This is a genomic window from Pararhizobium sp. LjRoot235, assembly GCF_964254145.1.
GTDB lineage: Bacteria > Pseudomonadota > Alphaproteobacteria > Rhizobiales > Rhizobiaceae > Pararhizobium.
In genome coordinates, this window is record NZ_CAXUSP020000002.1 from 1,082,014 (window position 1) to 1,100,810 (window position 18,797).

An 18,797-nucleotide genomic window follows, 5' to 3' on the forward strand; every position below is an offset into this window, starting at 1 on the left:
AGGAGGACATGATGGCAGATATCCTGCAAATTCTCATTCTGGGCCTTGCTCTCGGCGGCGTCATCGCCCTGATGGGGTCCGGCCTGTCGCTGGTCTTCGGCGTGATGCGCATCGTCAATCTCGCGCATCCCTCGCTGATCATCGGTGGCGCCTATGTCACCTACTGGGCCTTCAAGATGACGGGGGTCGATCCGATCGTCATGCTGCCGGTGGCTTCCGTCATCATGGCTGCCATCGGCGTGCTGCTCTACCGGCTGATGTTCGAGAGGGAGACCAAGAGCGCCAAATATTCCGAAATGACGGTACTCCTGACCTTTGCGCTGGCGATGATGGTCGAAGGTCTGCTCGGAGGGCTGTTCACCAACACGCAGCGTGTCGTCTCGCCTGATTATGCGACGGACGCTTTCTTCATCGGCGATATCTTCATCCCGAAAGGGCAGCTCTATGCCGGCATCGTCTCGCTGACGATCATCACCGCGCTCAGCCTGTTTCTCAAATATTCCCGTCTCGGCTATGCCATCCGGGCGACGACGCAGAACCGCGAGGCGGCCGAGTTGCTGGGCGTCAACGTCAACTTCATCTGCATTCTAGCCTTTGCCATCGGTATCGGTCTTGCCGGTGCAGCCGGCTCGCTGGTCAGCTTCGTCTTCAGCTTCTTCCCGGCGAAACACTGGGAGTGGATCGCCATGCTGATGTCGGTCGTCGTGCTCGGCGGTATGGGCAGCATTCTCGGCACGGTGGTCGCGGCATTGCTCCTGTCGGTGATCGCTGCCTTCGTCGGCACCTGGATCGGTGCGACCTGGTCGACGCTCACCTTCTTTCTCGCTCTTTTCCTCATCCTGCTGGTGCGGCCCCAGGGCCTGTTCGGCGAAAAACCGGAGATGGCATGATGGCCGTTACTCTTCAGCAATCCAGCGCCAGCGCCGTTGTCGAAGCGCGCCGCGCCCACAACGAAAAGCTCGTCCGCAAGGCCGACCAGACTAGGGCCACGTGGTTTCCGCTGGTCATCCTGGCTGCGCTTGCCGCCCTGCCGCTTCTGCAGTTCACAGGCAACTACAACTACCTGCTGCATATGGTGCTGTTCACGGCGTCCTATGTGGCGATGGCATCAGGCTGGAACATTCTTGGCGGCTTTGCCGGCTACATTTCGCTCGGCCACAGCGTCTTCTTCGCGATCGGCGGATATTTCTCCGGCATGATCCTTGCGCGCTACGGCATCTCGACGATCATCACCGCGCCGCTCGCCGGCCTGCTCGCCGCGGTGGTCGGTTACCTGATCGGTATGGTGACGCTCAAGGTCCGCGGCCCGAGCTTCATCATCTCGTCGATCGCGCTCCTGATGATCGCCCGTATCCTGTTCGACAATTGGGAATTCATCGGCGGCGCCAATGGTGTGACGCTGCCCGTCAACGACCTTCCCGTGCTTTGGGCGAAGGTTCCTTACTATTACGCGATGCTGGCGATTGCCGCCTTCACCATCTGGGCGAGCTACCGCATCAAGCATTCGAAGTTCGGCCTTGGTCTACGGGCGATCTCAAAGGATGAGATCAAGGCGGAAAGTGCCGGCATCGACACGCGCTTTTACAAAGTCATGGCCTTTGCGCTTTCGGCCTTCTTCGTTGGCATGGCTGGCGCGGTCTGGGGCGAATACCTCACCTATCTGCGGCCCAATATCTTCCTGGTGATCCTGGTTTCGGCCAATCTCGTGCTGATGTCGATCCTCGGCGGCAAGGGAACCATTGCCGGGCCGGTGATCGGCGCCATCTTGATCGTGGCGCTCAACGAACTCTTCGTCGCCACCATGGGTGCCTCGGAGATCAATATTCTCGGGACCGGCATGGTGATGGCGGCGGGCCTGATGTTCTTCCCGCTCGGCCTCGTCGGCACGCTGGCGAGGAAAGGCAAACTGCCGCGCGTCCTCAACTGGGATTGATCGCGCGGGCTGCCCCCAGGGGCAATTGTCTCAATGCTTTGGTTTGAACCTTGCCGAACGGCGGGAGGAGAGAAGTCATGCCGGAATATGTTCTTTACAATGCGCCGCAATCCACCTGCAGCCAGCGCGTACGCTATGTGCTGCATGCCAAGGGCCGAGAGTTCGAGGAGCACAAGCTCGATCTCTTCAAGGGCGACCAGCTCAAGCCGGAATACCTCAAGATCAATCCGAACGGGCTGGTGCCGGCTCTGGTGCACAACGGCAATGCAGTCATCGATTCCGCCGTCATCATGGAATATCTGGAAGAGATCCTCGGCACGGTCTCACCGCTGCGCCCGGAAAATCCGCTGGAGATTGCCCGGATGCGGGCGATGATGCGCTACATCGACGAAGTGCCGACGCCGTCCGTCCGCGTGCCCTCCTACAACCTGGCTTTCCTGCCGCACTATCAGACGATGACGGAAGAGGAATTCATTGCCGTCTGCGACAGCAAGCCGCTTCGCCGCGAGTTCCTGCTGAAGATGGGCCGCACCGGCTTTCCGCAGTTCGAAATGGACGAAGCGCTCGGCCGCCTGCGGCGCGGGATAGAGCGCATGACAAGATGGCTCCGGGAAAGCGGCGGCCCCTGGCTGATGGGCAAGGACCTGACGCTCGCCGATATCGCCATCATGCCCGTCATCGTGCGCATGGACGACATCAATCTCGGCCACCTCTGGGTGGATGCGCCTGAGATCAGCGGGTGGCTCGACCGCATCCGCACGACCGACGCCTTTGCCAAGACCTATTACCACGGTGCCCTGCTGACGGAAAAATATCCGCATCTGCAGGCCTTGAAGACCGTAGCCGCCTGAAGCGCGGGCAACGACAGGAGAAGCATCATGCAGCATGTAACAATCGAAGCTAAGCTCATCAGCACTGTTGCCGACGTGACGCCGACGGTGCTTTCGACGATGTCGCGCACGACCAATCCGCGGCTGAAGCAAATCATGGATTCCATGGTTCGGCATCTGCACGCCTTCATCATCGAGACGAAGCCGACCGAGGAGGAGTTCGAGCAGGGGCTGCGCTGGATCGCCGCCCTTGGTCACCACACCAACGAGAGCAACAACGAGGTGGTGCTCGCCGCCGATGTCGTCGGCGCCTCGACCTTGATCGACCTGATCAACAATGACGGCATGCAGGGCGAGACCATGTCGGCTCTGCTCGGCCCCTTCTATCGAGGGCAGGCGCCGGACTGCGCCTGCGGCGACTGCATCGCCCGCTCTGAGACACCCGGCCCGGCTCTCTATTTCAAAGGCCGCGTGACCGGCGTCGATGGCGCGCCTATCGAGGGCGCCAAGCTCGACGTCTGGCAGGCGTCGCCAGTCGGTCTCTACGAAAATCAGGACGCCGGACAGGACGATTTCAACTTGCGCGGTGTTTTCCGCACGGATGGAAATGGCAGCTTCCATTTCACCTCAGTGAAGCCGGCCGGCTATCCGGTGCCGGTCGATGGTCCCGTCGGCGATCTCCTGCGGGCGCAGCAACGTCACCCGATGCGCCCGGCGCATATCCATTTCATCGTCTCGGCGCCCGGTCACAAGACGCTGGTCACCCAGATATTCTCGGACACGCATGATGCGCTGGCGACCGATGTCGTCTTCGGCGCCAAGACCCAGATCATCGGCGATTTCGTCGAGCACACCGAGCCGCACCCGGATCATCCGGATGCGCCGCTGCCTTTCTACAGCTGCGAATACCAGTTCAAGCTGGTCGAGGGCGAGCCAAGCTATCCGATGCCGCCGATCTCGGGCAAGAAATCATGACGGAGCAGATGATGAACATGTCGCATGCTCTGACAGGCAAGGTCGCAGTGGTGGTCGGCGGCTCCGGCGGGATCGGCCGGGAAACCTGCCGGCTGCTCGCCCAAGCCGGTGCCCGTGTTGTGGTCGGCTATCGGTCGGCCAAGGAAAAGGCCGAAGCGCTCGTTGAAGCCCTGCCGGGCGAGGGACACGCCGCCCTGCCGGTGTCGATCGAGGAGACGCCGAGCATCGAGGCGTTTCGCGATGCCGTGCTCTCCGGGTTCGGGCAGGCGGATATCCTAGTGAATACGGCGGGCGTGACCAAACCGGTACCGCATGCCGATCTCGATGCGCTGACCGACGAGTTGATCGACCAGATATTCATCAACAACTGGCGCGGCGTATTTGCGACGGTCAGGGCCTTCGCACCTGCCTTGAAGGCAAGCGGTAACGGACTAATCGTCAACGTTTCCTCGATCGCGGCCTTCACAAGCATCGGTTCCAACATCGCCTATTGCGGCGCCAAGGCCGGCCTCGACATCATGAGCAATTCGCTGGCCCGGGCACTTGCTCCGCAAATCCGTGTGATGGCCGTGTCGCCGGGCATGGTCGATACCGATTTCGTTCCCGGACGGGGGCAGGAATTCAAGGATAAGGCCGCCGCCACGACGCCACTGAAGCGGCTGACGTCCACAACCGATGTCGCCGAGGCGATCCTTGCCTGTGCGACACATCTCAAATTCTCGACCGGCACGCGGATCGTGGTCGATGGCGGGAGGCACCTCTGATGCAGCCGAAAGTCATTATCACCTGCGCCGTCACGGGCAACCTCACCACCCGGGAAAACCATCCCGGCCTGCCGGTCACGCCCGAGGAAATCGCCAACTCCTGCCTGGAGGCCGCCGATGCCGGCGCGGCCGTCGTCCACATTCATGTCCGCGATCCGGAAACGGCCAAGCCGTCGATGGAACTCGAATATTATCGCGAGGTCATCGAGCGGATCCGGGCAAGGAACAATGCCGTGATCCTCAACGTCACCACCGGACCCGGCGGGCGCTATCATCCGAGCGATGAAAACCCGGCCGTCGCCGGGCCGCGCACGACGCTGATGCGGCCGGAGCGGCGGGTGGAGCACATTGTTGCGCTGAAGCCGGATATCGCCACGCTCGACCTCAACACCATGACCTTCGGCGCCGAGGTGGTGATCAACACACCCGGCAATGTGAAGATCATGGCGGACCTCATCAATGGCGCCGGCGTCAAGCCGGAGCTGGAAGTCTTCGACACTGGCGATATCCAGCTCGCCCTCGATCTCCTGAAAGCCGGCGTGCTGAAATCGCCCGCCATGTTCACAATCGTCACGGGCGTCAAATACGGGCTGCCTGCAACGCCGGACGCGATGGCGCTCGCTTCGCGCATGTTGCCGCGTGATGCGGTCTGGACCGGCTTCGGCGTCGGCCGGATGTCGTTTCCGATGGCCGCGCAATCCTATCTGCTCGGCGGCCACGTGCGGGTCGGGCTGGAGGACAATTCCTACATCGCCAAGGGCGTGCTTGCGAAAGGCAACGGCGAACTTGTCGAGCGCGCCCGCGACATCATCGAAAAGCTGGGCGGGCAGATCGCCGGCCCGTCGGAAGCCAGAAACATCCTGCAATTGAAGGCCTGAGCGGCCGGGCGGACCTATGAAAGGACAAAGCCAATGAACATCCTGACAGAGACAAAGGCCGGCAAGGCGCTGCGTGTTTCGCAGGCATCCACCGATCTCGACAATCTGCTCATTGACGTCGTCGATGTCAGCGTACCGCGCCCCGGCCCCGGCCAGGTGCTGGTCGAAATCGTCGCTGCCGGCGTTAATCCGAGCGACGTGAAGGCCTCCCTTGGCCATATGCCGCACGCCGTTTGGCCACGTATTCCCGGTCGCGATTTCGGCGGGATCGTCTGCGAAGGGCCAAAGCAGATGATCGGTCTGGAGATCTGGGGCGGCGGCGGCGAACTCGGTATCAGCCAGGACGGCAGCCATGCCAAATGGATGGTGCTCGACCAGAAGGCAGCGCGCGAGAAGCCTGCGAATTTCACCATGGAGGAGGCGGGCTCCATCGGCGTGCCGTTCATCACCGCATACGAAGGTTTGCGGGAAGCCGGCGGCGTGCAGCCGACCGATGTCGTGCTTGTCTGCGGCGGCAACGGCAAGGTCGGCCAGGCTGTGATCCAGCTCGCAACCATGGCCGGCGCCAAGGTTTTTGCCGTCGAATATAACGACCAGCCTCTGCAGGGGCACACCAATGCGCCGGTGACGATGCTCAACAGCAGCGCAGATGATGTCGCCCAGATCGTTCGCGATCAGACCGGCGGCCATGGCGCCGACATCGTATTCAACACCGTCGGCAGTCCCTATTTCGAAATCGCCAACAAGGCGATGGCGAAACAGGCGCGGCAGATCTTCATTTCCACTTTCGACCGGGCCGTGCCCTTCGACATCTTCAACTTCTTCCGCGGCCGCCACAAATATATCGGCATCGACACGCTGGCATTGTCTTCTGTCGATGGCGCCCGCATCTTCGACCGCTTGAAGCCAAAATTCGAGGAAGGTCTTTTGAAGCCTTTCCCGATCAACCAGGCGACCTGCTACAGCCTTGCCGATGCGGCCAAGGCCTATGCCTCGGTGCTGCGCGGCACGCCCGATCGCGTCCTGCTGAAGCCGTGAGGGACCGGCGATGCAGGTAACCCGCTACGGGGAAGCCAAGCTTTACGAAGCGGCGGAGCATTACGACATGCGCTGCCTGCGTCTGCAGGGAAAGGAGGCGACGGAAACCGATACGATCTGGATCGGCCTGTCGCATCTCCTGCCCGGCGGGCGGACCTCGCTCAAGGACGCTGCTGTCGAGAAGATCTATATCGTCGTTGTCGGCAAGGTGACCATCGAAACGCAGACGGGGACGGTCACGCTCGGCTATCTCGATAGCTGTCGGCTTGCGCCGGGAGAAGCGCGGGCCTTATCCAACCGCACGAATGCGCCGGCTTCGGTCCTGCTCGCCATGCCCACGAAAAAATGCGAGCCTCGCACCGCTGTATAGGGGCCGCTCGACCTGCCCGGTCGGATAACCTGCAGCGACGGACATTTCAACCTGGCAGCTGCCACAACGCGTGCGTGGCAGCTAGGCAAAAAGTCCGCCGCTCGCAACAACGTCATCTATCTTGCAAGTTCGCGCCTCCGGCCGGCCAGGTGAGGGGCATTTATTGGCCGGCCTACTAGGTCACTCACGGCACCATCATCAAAGCTAGGCACATTGAAGTAGCCGACATATCCAGCCAGTTCAGTAAGAAAACAGGCTCAAGGGAGTTCGGAAAATACATAACAACCTGACCGGCGTGCCGCGAAATCCAGGCATGATGGGAAATCCTCGAGACACGTTGGGGCGAGCATCCAGCTTATGCCCGTGCTTAGGCAGAGGAAGGCCCGCGACGAACATGGGAAATGCGGTAATCAATCCGCGGATGAGAGCGTGATCAATCGTCGACCGATCGGATCGTGGCACACCGGTCAGGTTGAAGTTTTACGACACCGATGTAACTCGGTGCTGCATTTCTATGCTTCCTTATCCCCATGACGGTCATGAGTTTCGCCTCCCTACCGGTACCGAGCCCAGGAACTTGCCCGCAACCACCGAGAGTTGGCACGAGCCAAAGCGGGCGCACTACGAAGATCAGGTGTCCCGCCACGTTAGGAGCCATTGATTGAACCCAGCTGCCATGCCGCTCGGCACTGGTCCTGCGATTCAATTCAGGCACTCTTTTAGAAAAGAAGTATCAGGAGGATAGTGAAAAATGAGAGGTGCGAAAGGGTTCGCGAGGTGACCGAATTCAACACGAGATGGTCAGCAGAATCCGATTGGCAATTCGTGGGCATAGGTTCCGCTCCTTTCAAGGCAGCGATTGAGACGTAGACCGCTATCGGCTCGAAGCGGTCCCTACGGTGCGCTTGAAAACAAACCTTATCTGCGCGTGTAAGACCAATCAGCTGGAAAGTTAACGGGGAGGAGAAAAGCGGCCGTTACAGGACCAATGTTGTGGGTGCTCGCTGGCGCTGGAGTGATCAGCGGCTCGCAAGCGCGTTGTAAGTTCTATGGCTGCCCGAGAGCGTTCGCCTTCCCTGCCTCGCATTCCGGCAGTCGCACAGGCTTGGCGAGTTTCGCCAGCGCCTCAGGCTTGGAGCACGCCGGGAAGCCAGCTAGCGGCATCGTCTCTATGAACCGACTGCGCTCCATTGTGCTTAGGCCGGGTTCATTGATCATGCTCTCTACAGTCAGGTCGGGGTGCTGCTTGAGAGCTTCTGTAACCGAAGCATTCGCCTCATCGATTCGACCCAGTGCCGCGAGGGAGCTGCTACGGACTACCCAAGTCCACTTTTGGTAGTTGTTGGGCGTCATGCGCTCCAGCATCTTCACCGCGTCCTCATATCGGCCCGCCATAAAATAGGCAGGTGCGAAGAAGTTGGACGCCCACATCGGATAGTTCGGGTCCAGCCTCATTACCCGGTCGACCATTTGAGCGCCGCGTTCGGGTTCCCCGAATCGTGCTGCAAAGCCGGTATAGAAAGTCAGGATTTCGGACGAACCCGGAGCTAGACGAAGGGCCGTGTCCAGCTCAGACTTGGCGCGGCCCATGTCGCCCTGATTAGCAAGGCTCATACCAAACACCGCATGTGCTTCAGCGTCGCTCGGATCAAGCCGCACCGCGCGTTCGGCCACATCGGCGGCCGCCTTGCGGTTGCTCTCGGGATCGACGCCAAACACACCCATTAGATCATGAGCATGGTAAAGTTCTACCCAGGCCCGTGCCAGCCCCGGGTCCAGCTCAACGGCGCGGTTGAGGAACGTGATGGCCTCCTCGTCATCGGCTTTGGTGAGCTTTTCTATGTTCTCGGACCCGAGAAGATAGTAATCATAGGCATTCAGGTTTTCAGGCCGTTTACGTTTGGCTGCAGCCCGCCCGGCCTCTTGAATCAGTCCCACTCCCCCGCCGAGGCGGTTGGCGACCTGCTCTGCGATTTCGGTCTGAACGGCGAACACGTCCTCTGCGGGCCGGTCCCAATTCTGCGACCAAAGATGATGGCCGGTTTTTGCATCGATCAACTGTGCTGTGATACGTACCCGGCCCCTCTGCCGCTGGATCGAGCCTTCCAGTACAAAGCCGACATGGAGCGCATTTGCGACCTGGCGGGCATCCACCGGCTTGCCTTTATAAACTTCCGTCGAATTTCGAGCCACCACCTCGAATTCGGGAAACCGCGCGAGGTCGGTGATGATGTCCTCAGTCAGGCCATCGGCCAGACGCCCGCTAGCCTCGTCGCCGCCATAATTGTCGAAGGACAGCACCGCCACCGACGGCTTGCCGCTCAAAGGTTCGGGCGGCAAAAACCACCAGACCCCGACGCCCGCCAGAGCAAGCGCCACGATCGACGCCGCAGCCGTTTTGGCCCAGCGCGGTATCATTCCTAGAAGCGGGCGACGCGCCAGTTTGCCGTCGAGTCTCAGCCGATACATCCGCACCGGGCGGCTGATGTTCTTGACCTGCTGCTCGCCGGCGAAATCGAGGGGCCAGTCGAGTTTGCCCTGGAGATGATCGTATGCGGTTCCCGACACCATCACGCCGCCAGGCTCGGCCAACTGCTCCAGCCGCGCGGCGACATTCACCCCATCGCCATACACATCGCCGTCCACCAACACCACATCGCCCAGATTGATCCCGACGCGGAATACGGTGCGCTCAGGCTCCGGTAGGCCGGCGTTGCGCGCCGCCACGGCATTCTGAAACTCCGCGGCGCAGGCGACCGCATCAACCACGCTGTCAAACGCGACGAGCGCTCCGTCGCCCATCAGCTTGACAACGGTGCCATGGCGCTGGGAGATGGCGGGATTGATCAGCTCGGCGCGGATGGTCTTCAATCGCTTGATGGTACCGGCCTCATCGGCCTCCATCGCCTTCGAGTAGCCTGCCATATCCGCCGCCAGGATCGCCAGCAGCTTCCGGTCGAGCTCGGGGATACTCATCATCGTTCTCTTGCATGAACATGCAATTGTAACGGCAGTCTACACCCATCGAAGCGCCGCAACTAGCAGACTCCAAGCGGCATGTCTGCTTAGGGCTTCCGAACATTCCAAGCCAAGGTCACATGGCTGCGAGTCCATTTCGTTCTACCCAATCCACGTGCACCCTCCTCAAAAGCGGCGACTTCCTGCCTCCAATGCGTTTCGCAGCGCGGTCACGAACGTATCGAGATCTCTCTTCAGCATGTAGATGTGCGGTGAAACGCGCAGGCCCTCGACGTGCTTGACCGTGCGATATTTTACGTGAACCTGGTGATTCTCGCGAAGATCCCGTTCGAGTTTTCTCAAATCGAGACCGTCGATCGAAAACAGGCTTATGGCGCCGAGGCTGTCTGTATCGGTGAATGTCTGTAGCCGGAAACCGGGAATATCTTGGGCGAGACCGACCCAATATCGGGTAAGTTCGCGCAGCCGGGCATGCATTCTACTCGCGCCAATAGTTTTGTGGAATTCAATAGCAGGTGCGATTGCCGCTTGTATCGCGGAATTGTATGTGCCCAGATTCCAGTGGTCGAACTTGTCTATTTGCAACGCTGGCTGGTCGAAAGGGGCAAGCAAGGGCCAGGTTTGCTCGATCCGGTGTTTGTTGACGATGAGCGTTCCATTGCCGACGGGCGCGCCAAGCCACTTGTGAAGGCTTGTAACAAAGAAATCGCAATCGAGTTGGCGAAAGCTGACCTGCATTTGAGCGAATGTCTGGGCACCGTCGACAATCGTGATGATGTTGCGCTCCCGGGCTATCTCACAGAGCCGTTTGATGGGAAGGACGCGGCCATTCCAATGGTACATGTGCGTCAGTTGCAGGACGCGAGTAAACGGCGTCATCGCTGCAAAATACGTGTCGATGATATCCTCGTCGCTGTCCATAAGGTCGAAAGCGCAGTTTACGACCTCAATGCCCTCGCGCTGTTGGCGCTGAAACCATCCTGCACATACGCTGGGGTAGTCCCAAGGCGAGATCAGTACCTGATCGCCTTTGTTAAGGGGTATCCCGAAGATCGCCGTCGAGAGGCCTTCCGACGAATTCCGGTTCAGCGCGATCTCTTCGGGCGCGCAATCAATCAGTTCCGCCAGCTCGCGTTTGATTGCCGGTAGTGCGGCATCAAGCCTGCTCCACATATTGTAATCAGGATTGCGGCTGATGAAACGATAGGCATCAACCATCGCCTCCTGCACTATCACTGGCGGGGGGCTGACCGCAGCATTGTTCAAGTTCAGGAAGGGCTCCTGCGCTGGATATTGCGCACGGATACGCTCCCATTCACTCTCGTCTTCAGCCGTCTGATCAACCGCAAAATAAGTCATGTGGGACGTTCCTGTATGTCAAGCCGTCTATTGCCCGACAGTAAACGGCACCACCCAGCTCAATCTGCCTATTCGCATAGCAAACAGAACTTAACGTCGAATGCTCGTGGTTTCGCGGCGTTTTTACAGAAGCGACCCGGCTGTGACAAGCCGACCAAGAGATACGTCGGTCGTATCGTTTTCGCGCAGGAACTGGATGAAGTTGTGCTGGAACTGACGGGTGTGGGCCAGGATCGCTTCGATCATGAGCTCATGCTCGCCGTCAAGAGATAGCCGTCGCCGATGCGTTCGAGATATTCGAAATGCAGGTGTATGCCATCGAGAAGGATGACGATGGATCCTTGAGCGTTGAGGGGCTCGTCGTACTCAGAAGCGGGCAGGGGGAGCAGCTGACGGGCGACACCAAAGCAGGCGGCATCATTCAAAGCCGCTACGACGCCAGCGCGGCAGCCAGCGAGGCAGAGGCGAAATTCTCGTTTCGTGGGCACGGAAATGGCGTCGAGTTCGGGGCCAGCCGTTTGCGCGGCCTGGTCGATCAGCATCCACATGTACGATCGCGGCCACTCAATCGCCGACGAGAAGGCAGCGGGTGACCTGGCGCAGAAAGATTGGCGCGGCGAGCTACACAGCCGGAAGGGATGTCGCGGCGTTCGAGGGCGCGGTTCGCGTCCTCGCGCATCAGTTTGCCGGCCATCGCTATGTCTTTGGTGCACGATCCTGCCAGTGATCCGAAAGAGGCGGGAGAGGGCGGGAAGCGTCCACATGTCAATGCCCATGCGATCATCGCCATGAAATTTGACGCCCGGCACGCCGGCGATCATTCAAAAATCACTTCAGACACGGGGAGACGATGATGTCGCGCAATCCAGTTCGGTCCAAGAGACCGCAGGCGACAAGCCCGCAATCCGCCGCCCAAGGCAATCCGGCCGGTGACGCCATCATCGACCAGGCACTCGCGCTTTATGGCAGCGATGCCGCGACCGCGGTTGCCTACTGTGGGCTGGACGCCTGGTTCGAGGGTGAGGAGGTCGAGTTTCGCCGGTTGCGCGACTGTTTCGGAGGCTCCGTAACTAAATATGAGGCCCACGGCAGAGGCTCAACAGCGCTGGCCGCGGAGCTGATTTCCGTCCGCGGTTAGAAAAAAGTTCGCACCAGAACCCCGTGTCGCTGGTTCGTTTCCTTCAACGCTTACAACTTTTGGCTCTCTCTTGAAAACAGCGATGGGCAGACGCGCCGCGCGGGATTGGATGAGCCCTACACGGCAATCCCATGAGTGAGCCTTAGCAAAGTCCGTTCAGTTTGAGGATCTTATGCGCCTCGATCGATGCCCGAAGCTCGTCTTCGGAGGTACGGCTCCCTTGGTTGGCGTCGGGATGGTGCATTTTGAGCCGTTGCTTGTAGCGGCGCCTGATTTCCTCCGGTGTCGCCTCCGGCGAAAGACCGAGTGTCTCGAAAGCCTTGGCTTCGAGCACTTTGAGTTTTCGTCTTTGGAGGAGACTGCTCTTTTGTGCCGGGTGCTGTGCGGCGGCTCTGCGGGCTTTTAATGTCTTCGCAGAACCGGACCGGACAGTCGACGGGATCGGGATTTCGGTCGCTTGGTTGACACGGGTTCCAAAGGTCGGACGACTGCCGGTTGCCGCTTCCTTTTGATAGCGCGCGATGTCCGCGTTCGAGGGAGCCGTCGTAAAGCTGTATCCCTTGTTGTATTCTTTCACGTGCTCAAGACAGAACAACAGATACAGGCCTTCCGCACCCGGCCCAACAGGAGCGCGATGCGCGCCAACCTTTTCGCAACCGTCCCATTGGCATTTCGGACCTGCAGGTTCGCTGGCGGGAGCTGACTTTTTGCGGTCAGGTTTAAGCCCAACAAATATCTTCGAATCAAACGTCATGGCGCTTATATGGACGCAGCTAGCCACCACGGCAAGAATTTGCGGACGCTGCCGTAAGAGTTTCTGGATCGCGCACCAGCGATGCCGAAAAAAGCAACTGCCTAGATGTATTTTGAACGATACCTTTCCTCAGGCGCCAGCCAGCTTTCAACATATTCCGTCTGTTATCCCCGGTTTATCATAGCCTTGAATAATTTGAGGGCGACGGCGCCGGTTCATATCCCTTCAAGGCGTGGGATGGCGACACGGCTCAGTGGCGCCCGGGATGGGTCCATGCCGTAATCGCTGACAAGGTTGCGGGTCATTTCCTCGAGAATGCGAGGTGGCCAGTGAGACCGAAAGCAACCCGCTACCGCAACGCGTAGCAGCGTATCGCGCGGCAACATGGGAAACAGGACATTGGTATCAAGAATGGCGACTAGCGTAGGCAGGGCGGCAAACCACCATCTCGGCGAGAACCAGGTTTCCCGCATCGTCACGAAGTCCAAGATTGCCTGACCAGCCCGTTGCTTGAATACAAAGTCACTTGGTCGTCATGCTTGCGACCAGGTCGCTGTAGCGCTCGCCCTGAATGCCGACGTGCCCGCGCAGCAGCCGGCGGGCTTCCTCTCCGTGGCCGGCAAAGATCGCGTCGACGATGCCGCAATGTTCCGAAAAGGACGTCGCCAAGCGGTTGCGCACGCGCAACTGCAGGCGGCGGTAAGGGCGCAGGCGCCGGTGCAATTGGATACATTGCTCCTCAAGGAAGTCGCTTCGGCTTGCCGCGTAAATGGCCTTATGGAACTCCTCATTGTCATAATAATAGGCGTCGCTGTCACCGGCAGCGGCGGACCGCTCGCAGCGGCTGTGGGTGGCTGTGATCGCTTTTCGAGAGTCCTCGTCCAGCCGCCGGGCGGCAAGCGATCCGGCGAGGCCCTCCAGCTCGGCCATGACCTCAAACATCTCATAGATCCGGTGCGGCCCCGGATCGATAACCACAGCACCTCGCCGCGGACGGATTTCTATCAGACCAATGGCGTCAAGCTGCATCAGCGCCTCCCGCACCGGCGTTCGCGAGACTCCGAACCTATTGGCAAGCACCATTTCGTCCAAGCGTGCGCCAGGCGCGAACTCGTTGGAAAGAATTGCATTTTCAATCTCATCCCGAAGCCATCGGCCGACATTCTCGGACATTCGTTTCGTTTCCCTCATACATAAACACTATTCTTGTATACACGATAGTTGATTTCGTGTACGAAACATGGCAATCTACATACTACCGGTGAAACCCGGCCAGGGGAAGTGGTCTTAAAACGGTCCGCGCATCCTTGGTCGACCATCCAGAAGAGAGGAGAATGGCATGTCTGAGGCTTCCTTCTTCACCGACATGCTACAGAGCATCACGGATCGCGGACGCCAGCTCCTGTTTTCCGGCTCGCGCACCGCTCAAGTCGCAACTGAAGTCGATCTCCAGACGCTCTGTGAAATGCTGCTATCGAGCCGGGGCGAAGCTTCAGGCATGGCCATTGCTGCCGAAATACTCGAGCGCTGGGGGGCACTCGAAAGCGAGGGTGCGCAGAAATTCCTTCATATGCTTCATGAAAAGTTTGGGCCCGATACCATCAAGCTCGACCAGGCGATTGAAAATTACCGCACTGACAAAAGCTCCTCCGCGGTCATTGCTCTTCACCAGGCGGCCGAGCCGCGGCGACAGGAGCTCCTGCGCCGATTAAATCACGCGCCGAACGGCACCGCCAACCTCGTCCGGATGCGGCAACAGCTTCTTGCTTCGAAAGAGCAATCCGCAGAATATCATGCGCTTGACGCCGACTTCGCACATCTGTTCGGCTCCTGGTTCAATCGCGGCTTTCTTACGCTGCGACCTATTGATTGGTCGACGCCGGCTTATATCCTTGAAAAGATCATCAAATACGAGGCTGTGCACGAGATCGCCGGCTGGGAGGAGTTGCGCCGTCGCTTGGCGCCGGCCGACCGTCGATGCTTTGCCTTCTTTCACCCTCGATTGGCCGACGAGCCGCTTGTGTTCGTTGAGGTGGCGCTCACACGATCCGTACCAAGGGCGATCGGAGATGTGCTGGATGAGGGCAGGGAGCAGATCAATGCCGACGAGGCGACGACGGCCGTCTTTTATTCGATCTCCAACTGCCAGGATGGCCTGCGCGGAATCTCATTCGGCAACTTTCTGATCAAGCAGGTCGTGGACGATCTGCGCAGAGATCTGCCCGGCCTGAAGAATTTCGTCACGCTGTCGCCGGTTCCGGGCTTCGCCCGTTGGCTTGCCAAGGCGCGCGCCTCGGCCGCTGATCGGCTGCTGTCAGAAGCGATCCGCGAAACACTGATGCTGCTCGATGATCCGAACTGGGCCGAAGACGGGAGCACGGTGATCGAGGTGGAGCGCGTATTGTTGCCGCTCGCGGCGCGCTATTTCCTGACTGAGCGGACACCGGAGGGCCGCCCGGTCGATCCGGTCGCCCGCTTCCATCTCGGCAATGGCGCTCGACTGGAACGACTGAATTTTCTTGGCGACCGCTCGACCAAGGCGATGCAGCAGGCACACGGCCTGATGGTCAACTATCTCTACAAGCTCGATGACATCGTGGCTAACCACGAGGCGTTGGCGCAGCGCAGCGAAGTGATTGCTTCGCCGGCCGTCAAAAGTTTGCTCAACCAGAACGACGAAAGCCGCCGCGGGGGCAATGGCCAACAAGGCTCCCGGCCATTCGCACAAATAATGAACTCAACGCTTGGAGGAGGGCGAAAGTGAGCAACCATCTTTTCGACGCCATGCGGGCTGCCGCGCCCGGTGACGCACCGTTCATCAGGACCGATAGCACTCGCACATGGACCTATCATGACGCGCTCGCTCTTTCCGGCCGCATTGCCAGTGCGATGGACACGCTCGGCATTCGCCCGGGCGACCGCGTTGCGGTGCAGGTCGAGAAAAGTGCCGAGGCCTTGATCCTCTATCTCGCCTGCCTTCGCAGCGGCGCGGTCTACCTGCCGCTCAACACCGCCTATACGCTGGCTGAGCTCGACTATTTTATTGGCGATGCAGAACCGCGCTTGGTGATCGTTTCGTCGGTCGCGCGGGGTGGCGTCGAGAAAATCGCGAAGCCTCACGGTGCCATCGTCGAAACGCTCGACGCTGATGGCACCGGCTCGTTGCTTGATCTTGCACGCGATGAGCCGGCCGACTTTATCGATGCCTCGCGCTCCTCAGACGACCTTGCTGCGATCCTCTACACGTCGGGAACGACGGGACGCTCCAAGGGGGCTATGCTCACGCATGGGAACCTGCTCTCGAACGCCCTGACCCTGCGCGACTATTGGCGCGTCACCGCAGACGACCGGCTGATTCATGCCTTGCCAATCTTCCACACGCATGGGCTGTTCGTCGCCACGAACGTTACACTGCTTGCCGGCGCCTCGATCTTCCTGCTGTCGAAATTCGACGCCGACGAGGTGGTTTCACTGATGCCGCAGGCAACGATGCTGATGGGCGTGCCGACCTTCTATGTGCGCCTCCTGCAAAGCGCGCGCCTCAACAAAGAGGCGGTCGCCAACATCCGCCTCTTCATTTCCGGTTCGGCCCCGCTGCTTGCCGAGACGCATACCGAGTTTCAGGCACGCACCGGTCACGCGATCCTTGAGCGCTACGGCATGACGGAAACCAATATGAACACATCGAACCCCTATGAGGGGAGACGGATTGCCGGAACGGTCGGCTTCCCGCTGCCGGGCGTGACGGTGCGCGTAACCGATCCCGCCACCGGCGCCGTGCTGCTGGCAGAAGAAACCGGCATGATTGAGATCAAAGGGCCGAACGTCTTCAAGGGCTATTGGCGCATGCCGGAAAAGACCGCGGCCGAATTCACAGCCGACGGTTTCTTCATCAGCGGCGATCTCGGCAAGATCGACGGCGACGGCTATGTGCACATCGTCGGTCGCGGAAAGGACCTGGTGATTTCGGGTGGATACAACATCTATCCGAAAGAGGTCGAGGGCGAGATCGACCAGATCGAGGGGGTGGTTGAGAGCGCCGTGATCGGCGTGCCCCATCCCGATTTCGGAGAAGGCGTGACGGCCATCGTCGTGCGCAAGCCCGGCGTCGTCCTCGATGAAAAGGCCATCGTCAGCGCACTCCAGGACCGTCTCGCGCGCTACAAGCAACCCAAGCGCATCATCTTTGCCGAGGACTTGCCGCGCAACACGATGGGTAAGGTTCAGAAGAACATCCTGCGGCAGCAATACGCCGATCTGTACGCAAGGACGTAAGGCGACCGCGCCCTCTGGGAGGAGGGTGCGTCGACATCCCGTATCAATCTTGAAAACAACAACTACGGCGCTGGAGGCGTCGGAGGGAGGGGAATCATGGGTATTGAATTACTGTCCATAGGGCTGCTCGTCGCTATGTTCATCATCGCGACGATCCAGCCAATCAACATGGGTGCACTGGCGTTTGCCGGCGCCTTCGTGCTCGGCTCGATGATCATCGGGATGAAAACCAGCGACATTTTTGCCGGCTTTCCGAGCGATCTGTTCTTGACGCTCGTCGCTGTCACCTACCTCTTCGCCATCGCGCAGATCAACGGCACCATCGACTGGCTCGTCGAATGCGCCGTCCGGCTGGTGCGCGGGCGGATCGGCTTGATTCCCTGGGTGATGTTTCTCGTCGCCGCCGTTATTACCGGCTTCGGTGCTCTTGGGCCGGCTGCGGTCGCCATCCTCGCACCGGTCGCGTTGAGCTTTGCCGTACAGTACCGCATTCATCCGGTCATGATGGGCCTGATGGTGATCCACGGCGCGCAGGCGGGCGGTTTTTCGCCGATCAGCATCTATGGCGGCATCACCAACCAGATCGTTGAGAAGGCCGGCCTGCCTTTCGCTCCGACGTCCTTGTTTCTCTCCAGTTTCTTCTTCAACCTGGCGATCGCCGTCTTGGTCTTCTTCGTTTTCGGCGGCGCAAAGGTGATGAAACAAGAACCGGCCTCATCCGGCCCCCTGCCAGAGCTGCATCCTGAAGGCGTATCGGCGTCGATCAGGGGTCATGGCGGCACACCTGCAAAACCGATCAGGGAGCATGCCTACGGGACCGCGGCTGACACTGCCACGACGTTGCGCCTGAACAACGAGAGAATTACCACCTTGATCGGCTTGACGGCGCTCGGCATCGGCGCCCTGGTTTTCAAGTTCAATGTTGGCCTCGTCGCAATGACCGTCGCCGTCGTACTCGCGCTGCTGTCGCCAAAGACCCAGAAAGCGGCGATCGACAAGGTGAGCTGGTCGACCGTGCTGCTGATCGCCGGCATCATCACCTATGTCGGCGTCATGGAAAAGGCCGGCACGGTCGTTTATGTGGCGAACGGCATATCCAGTCTCGGCATGCCGCTGCTGGTGGCGCTCCTGCTTTGCTTCACCGGTGCTATCGTCTCGGCCTTTGCGTCGTCGACCGCGCTGCTCGGCGCCATTATCCCGCTCGCGGTTCCATTCCTCCTGCAAGGGCATATCAGCGCCGTCGGTGTGGTAGCGGCGATCGCGATCTCGACGACGATCGTCGACACCAGCCCGTTTTCCACCAACGGCGCACTCGTCGTCGCCAATGCGCCGGACGACAAGCGGGAGCACGTTCTCCGTCAACTGCTAATCTACAGCGCCTTGATTGCGATTATCGGCCCGGTCGTTGCCTGGCTGGTATTCGTCGTGCCTGGACTGGTGTGAAAGCGGGCTCGCATCGCCGGCCCAAAAGGCGTGCCGATTTCTATTCGGCACGCTTGCAATT

Annotated in this window: 16 protein-coding genes and 2 pseudogenes; 13 read left to right on the forward strand and 5 right to left on the reverse strand. The window is 59.9% G+C overall.

The genetic code is table 11. The features are described 5' to 3' along the window. Window positions 1-11 precede the first annotated feature (11 nt). From ACSQ2Z_RS25740 to ACSQ2Z_RS25775, 8 genes are all read left to right on the forward strand, one after another. Window positions 12-890 carry a branched-chain amino acid ABC transporter permease gene (locus ACSQ2Z_RS25740; RefSeq protein ID WP_436084017.1) on the forward strand — a complete coding sequence of 293 codons (879 nt, stop codon included), beginning with the start codon at window positions 12-14 and terminating at the stop codon, window positions 888-890. After that, window positions 890-1,933, forward strand: a complete 1,044-nt coding sequence (locus ACSQ2Z_RS25745; protein WP_436084018.1) for a branched-chain amino acid ABC transporter permease — start codon at window positions 890-892, stop codon at window positions 1,931-1,933. The genes ACSQ2Z_RS25740 and ACSQ2Z_RS25745 overlap by 1 nt, the downstream gene beginning before the upstream one ends. A 77-nt stretch (window positions 1,934-2,010) precedes the next feature. After that, entirely contained in the window at window positions 2,011-2,784 is a 774-nt protein-coding gene (locus ACSQ2Z_RS25750) for a glutathione S-transferase family protein (protein ID WP_436084019.1), read from the forward strand. A gap of 27 nt (window positions 2,785-2,811) precedes the next feature. After that, window positions 2,812-3,738, forward strand: coding sequence for a dioxygenase (locus ACSQ2Z_RS25755; RefSeq protein WP_436084020.1), 927 nt, complete (start codon window positions 2,812-2,814; stop codon window positions 3,736-3,738). Beyond that, window positions 3,735-4,502, forward strand: a complete 768-nt coding sequence (locus tag ACSQ2Z_RS25760; RefSeq protein ID WP_436084021.1) for an SDR family NAD(P)-dependent oxidoreductase — start codon at window positions 3,735-3,737, stop codon at window positions 4,500-4,502. Before ACSQ2Z_RS25755 ends, ACSQ2Z_RS25760 begins: the two co-directional genes overlap by 4 nt. Next, window positions 4,502-5,380: a 3-keto-5-aminohexanoate cleavage protein gene (locus tag ACSQ2Z_RS25765; protein ID WP_436084022.1), complete on the forward strand. Its 879-nt coding sequence runs from the start codon at window positions 4,502-4,504 to the stop codon at window positions 5,378-5,380. Before ACSQ2Z_RS25760 ends, ACSQ2Z_RS25765 begins: the two co-directional genes overlap by 1 nt. 33 nt (window positions 5,381-5,413) lie before the next feature. Further along, the gene (locus tag ACSQ2Z_RS25770; protein WP_436084023.1) at window positions 5,414-6,418 is read left to right on the forward strand and encodes a quinone oxidoreductase family protein; all 1,005 of its coding nucleotides are present in this window, start codon (window positions 5,414-5,416) and stop codon (window positions 6,416-6,418) included. Between the two features lie 10 nt (window positions 6,419-6,428). Next, a complete protein-coding gene (locus ACSQ2Z_RS25775) occupies window positions 6,429-6,788 on the forward strand; it encodes a cupin domain-containing protein (RefSeq protein WP_436084024.1) in 360 nt (119 codons plus the stop codon). Between the two features lie 1,047 nt (window positions 6,789-7,835). Here ACSQ2Z_RS25775 and ACSQ2Z_RS25780 read toward each other — a convergent pair. The 3 genes and pseudogenes from ACSQ2Z_RS25780 to ACSQ2Z_RS25790 all read right to left on the reverse strand — a co-directional run. After that, a complete protein-coding gene (locus tag ACSQ2Z_RS25780; RefSeq protein WP_436084025.1) occupies window positions 7,836-9,764 on the reverse strand; it encodes an adenylate/guanylate cyclase domain-containing protein in 1,929 nt (642 codons plus the stop codon). Between the two features lie 168 nt (window positions 9,765-9,932). After that, the gene (locus ACSQ2Z_RS25785) at window positions 9,933-11,126 is read right to left on the reverse strand and encodes an aminotransferase class V-fold PLP-dependent enzyme (protein WP_436084026.1); all 1,194 of its coding nucleotides are present in this window, start codon (window positions 11,124-11,126) and stop codon (window positions 9,933-9,935) included. A gap of 123 nt (window positions 11,127-11,249) precedes the next feature. Further along, window positions 11,250-11,509, reverse strand: a pseudogene (locus ACSQ2Z_RS25790) (hypothetical protein); the annotation flags it as partial. On the opposite strand from ACSQ2Z_RS25790, the pseudogene ACSQ2Z_RS25795 reads away from it, so the two are divergent. Next, window positions 11,438-11,959, forward strand: a pseudogene (locus tag ACSQ2Z_RS25795) (conjugal transfer protein TraA); the annotation flags it as partial. The pseudogenes ACSQ2Z_RS25790 and ACSQ2Z_RS25795 overlap by 72 nt on opposite strands. A 20-nt stretch (window positions 11,960-11,979) precedes the next feature. Next, window positions 11,980-12,264, forward strand: coding sequence for a hypothetical protein (locus tag ACSQ2Z_RS25800; RefSeq protein WP_436084027.1), 285 nt, complete (start codon window positions 11,980-11,982; stop codon window positions 12,262-12,264). A 142-nt stretch (window positions 12,265-12,406) separates the two neighbouring features. On the opposite strand, the gene ACSQ2Z_RS25805 is transcribed toward ACSQ2Z_RS25800, so the two are convergent. Both ACSQ2Z_RS25805 and ACSQ2Z_RS25810 read right to left on the reverse strand, forming a co-directional pair. After that, entirely contained in the window at window positions 12,407-13,018 is a 612-nt protein-coding gene (locus ACSQ2Z_RS25805) for a J domain-containing protein (RefSeq protein WP_436084028.1), read from the reverse strand. Between the two features lie 522 nt (window positions 13,019-13,540). After that, a complete protein-coding gene (locus tag ACSQ2Z_RS25810) occupies window positions 13,541-14,191 on the reverse strand; it encodes a GntR family transcriptional regulator (RefSeq protein ID WP_436084029.1) in 651 nt (216 codons plus the stop codon). Between the two features lie 166 nt (window positions 14,192-14,357). On the opposite strand from ACSQ2Z_RS25810, the gene ACSQ2Z_RS25815 reads away from it, so the two are divergent. From ACSQ2Z_RS25815 to ACSQ2Z_RS25825, 3 genes are all read left to right on the forward strand, one after another. Continuing rightward, window positions 14,358-15,782, forward strand: coding sequence for a malonyl-CoA decarboxylase (locus ACSQ2Z_RS25815; protein ID WP_436084030.1), 1,425 nt, complete (start codon window positions 14,358-14,360; stop codon window positions 15,780-15,782). Further along, entirely contained in the window at window positions 15,779-17,293 is a 1,515-nt protein-coding gene (locus tag ACSQ2Z_RS25820; RefSeq protein WP_436084031.1) for a malonate--CoA ligase, read from the forward strand. The genes ACSQ2Z_RS25815 and ACSQ2Z_RS25820 overlap by 4 nt, the downstream gene beginning before the upstream one ends. Before the next feature lie 96 nt (window positions 17,294-17,389). Continuing rightward, entirely contained in the window at window positions 17,390-18,736 is a 1,347-nt protein-coding gene (locus tag ACSQ2Z_RS25825; RefSeq protein ID WP_436084032.1) for an SLC13 family permease, read from the forward strand. Window positions 18,737-18,797: the final 61 nt, after the last annotated feature.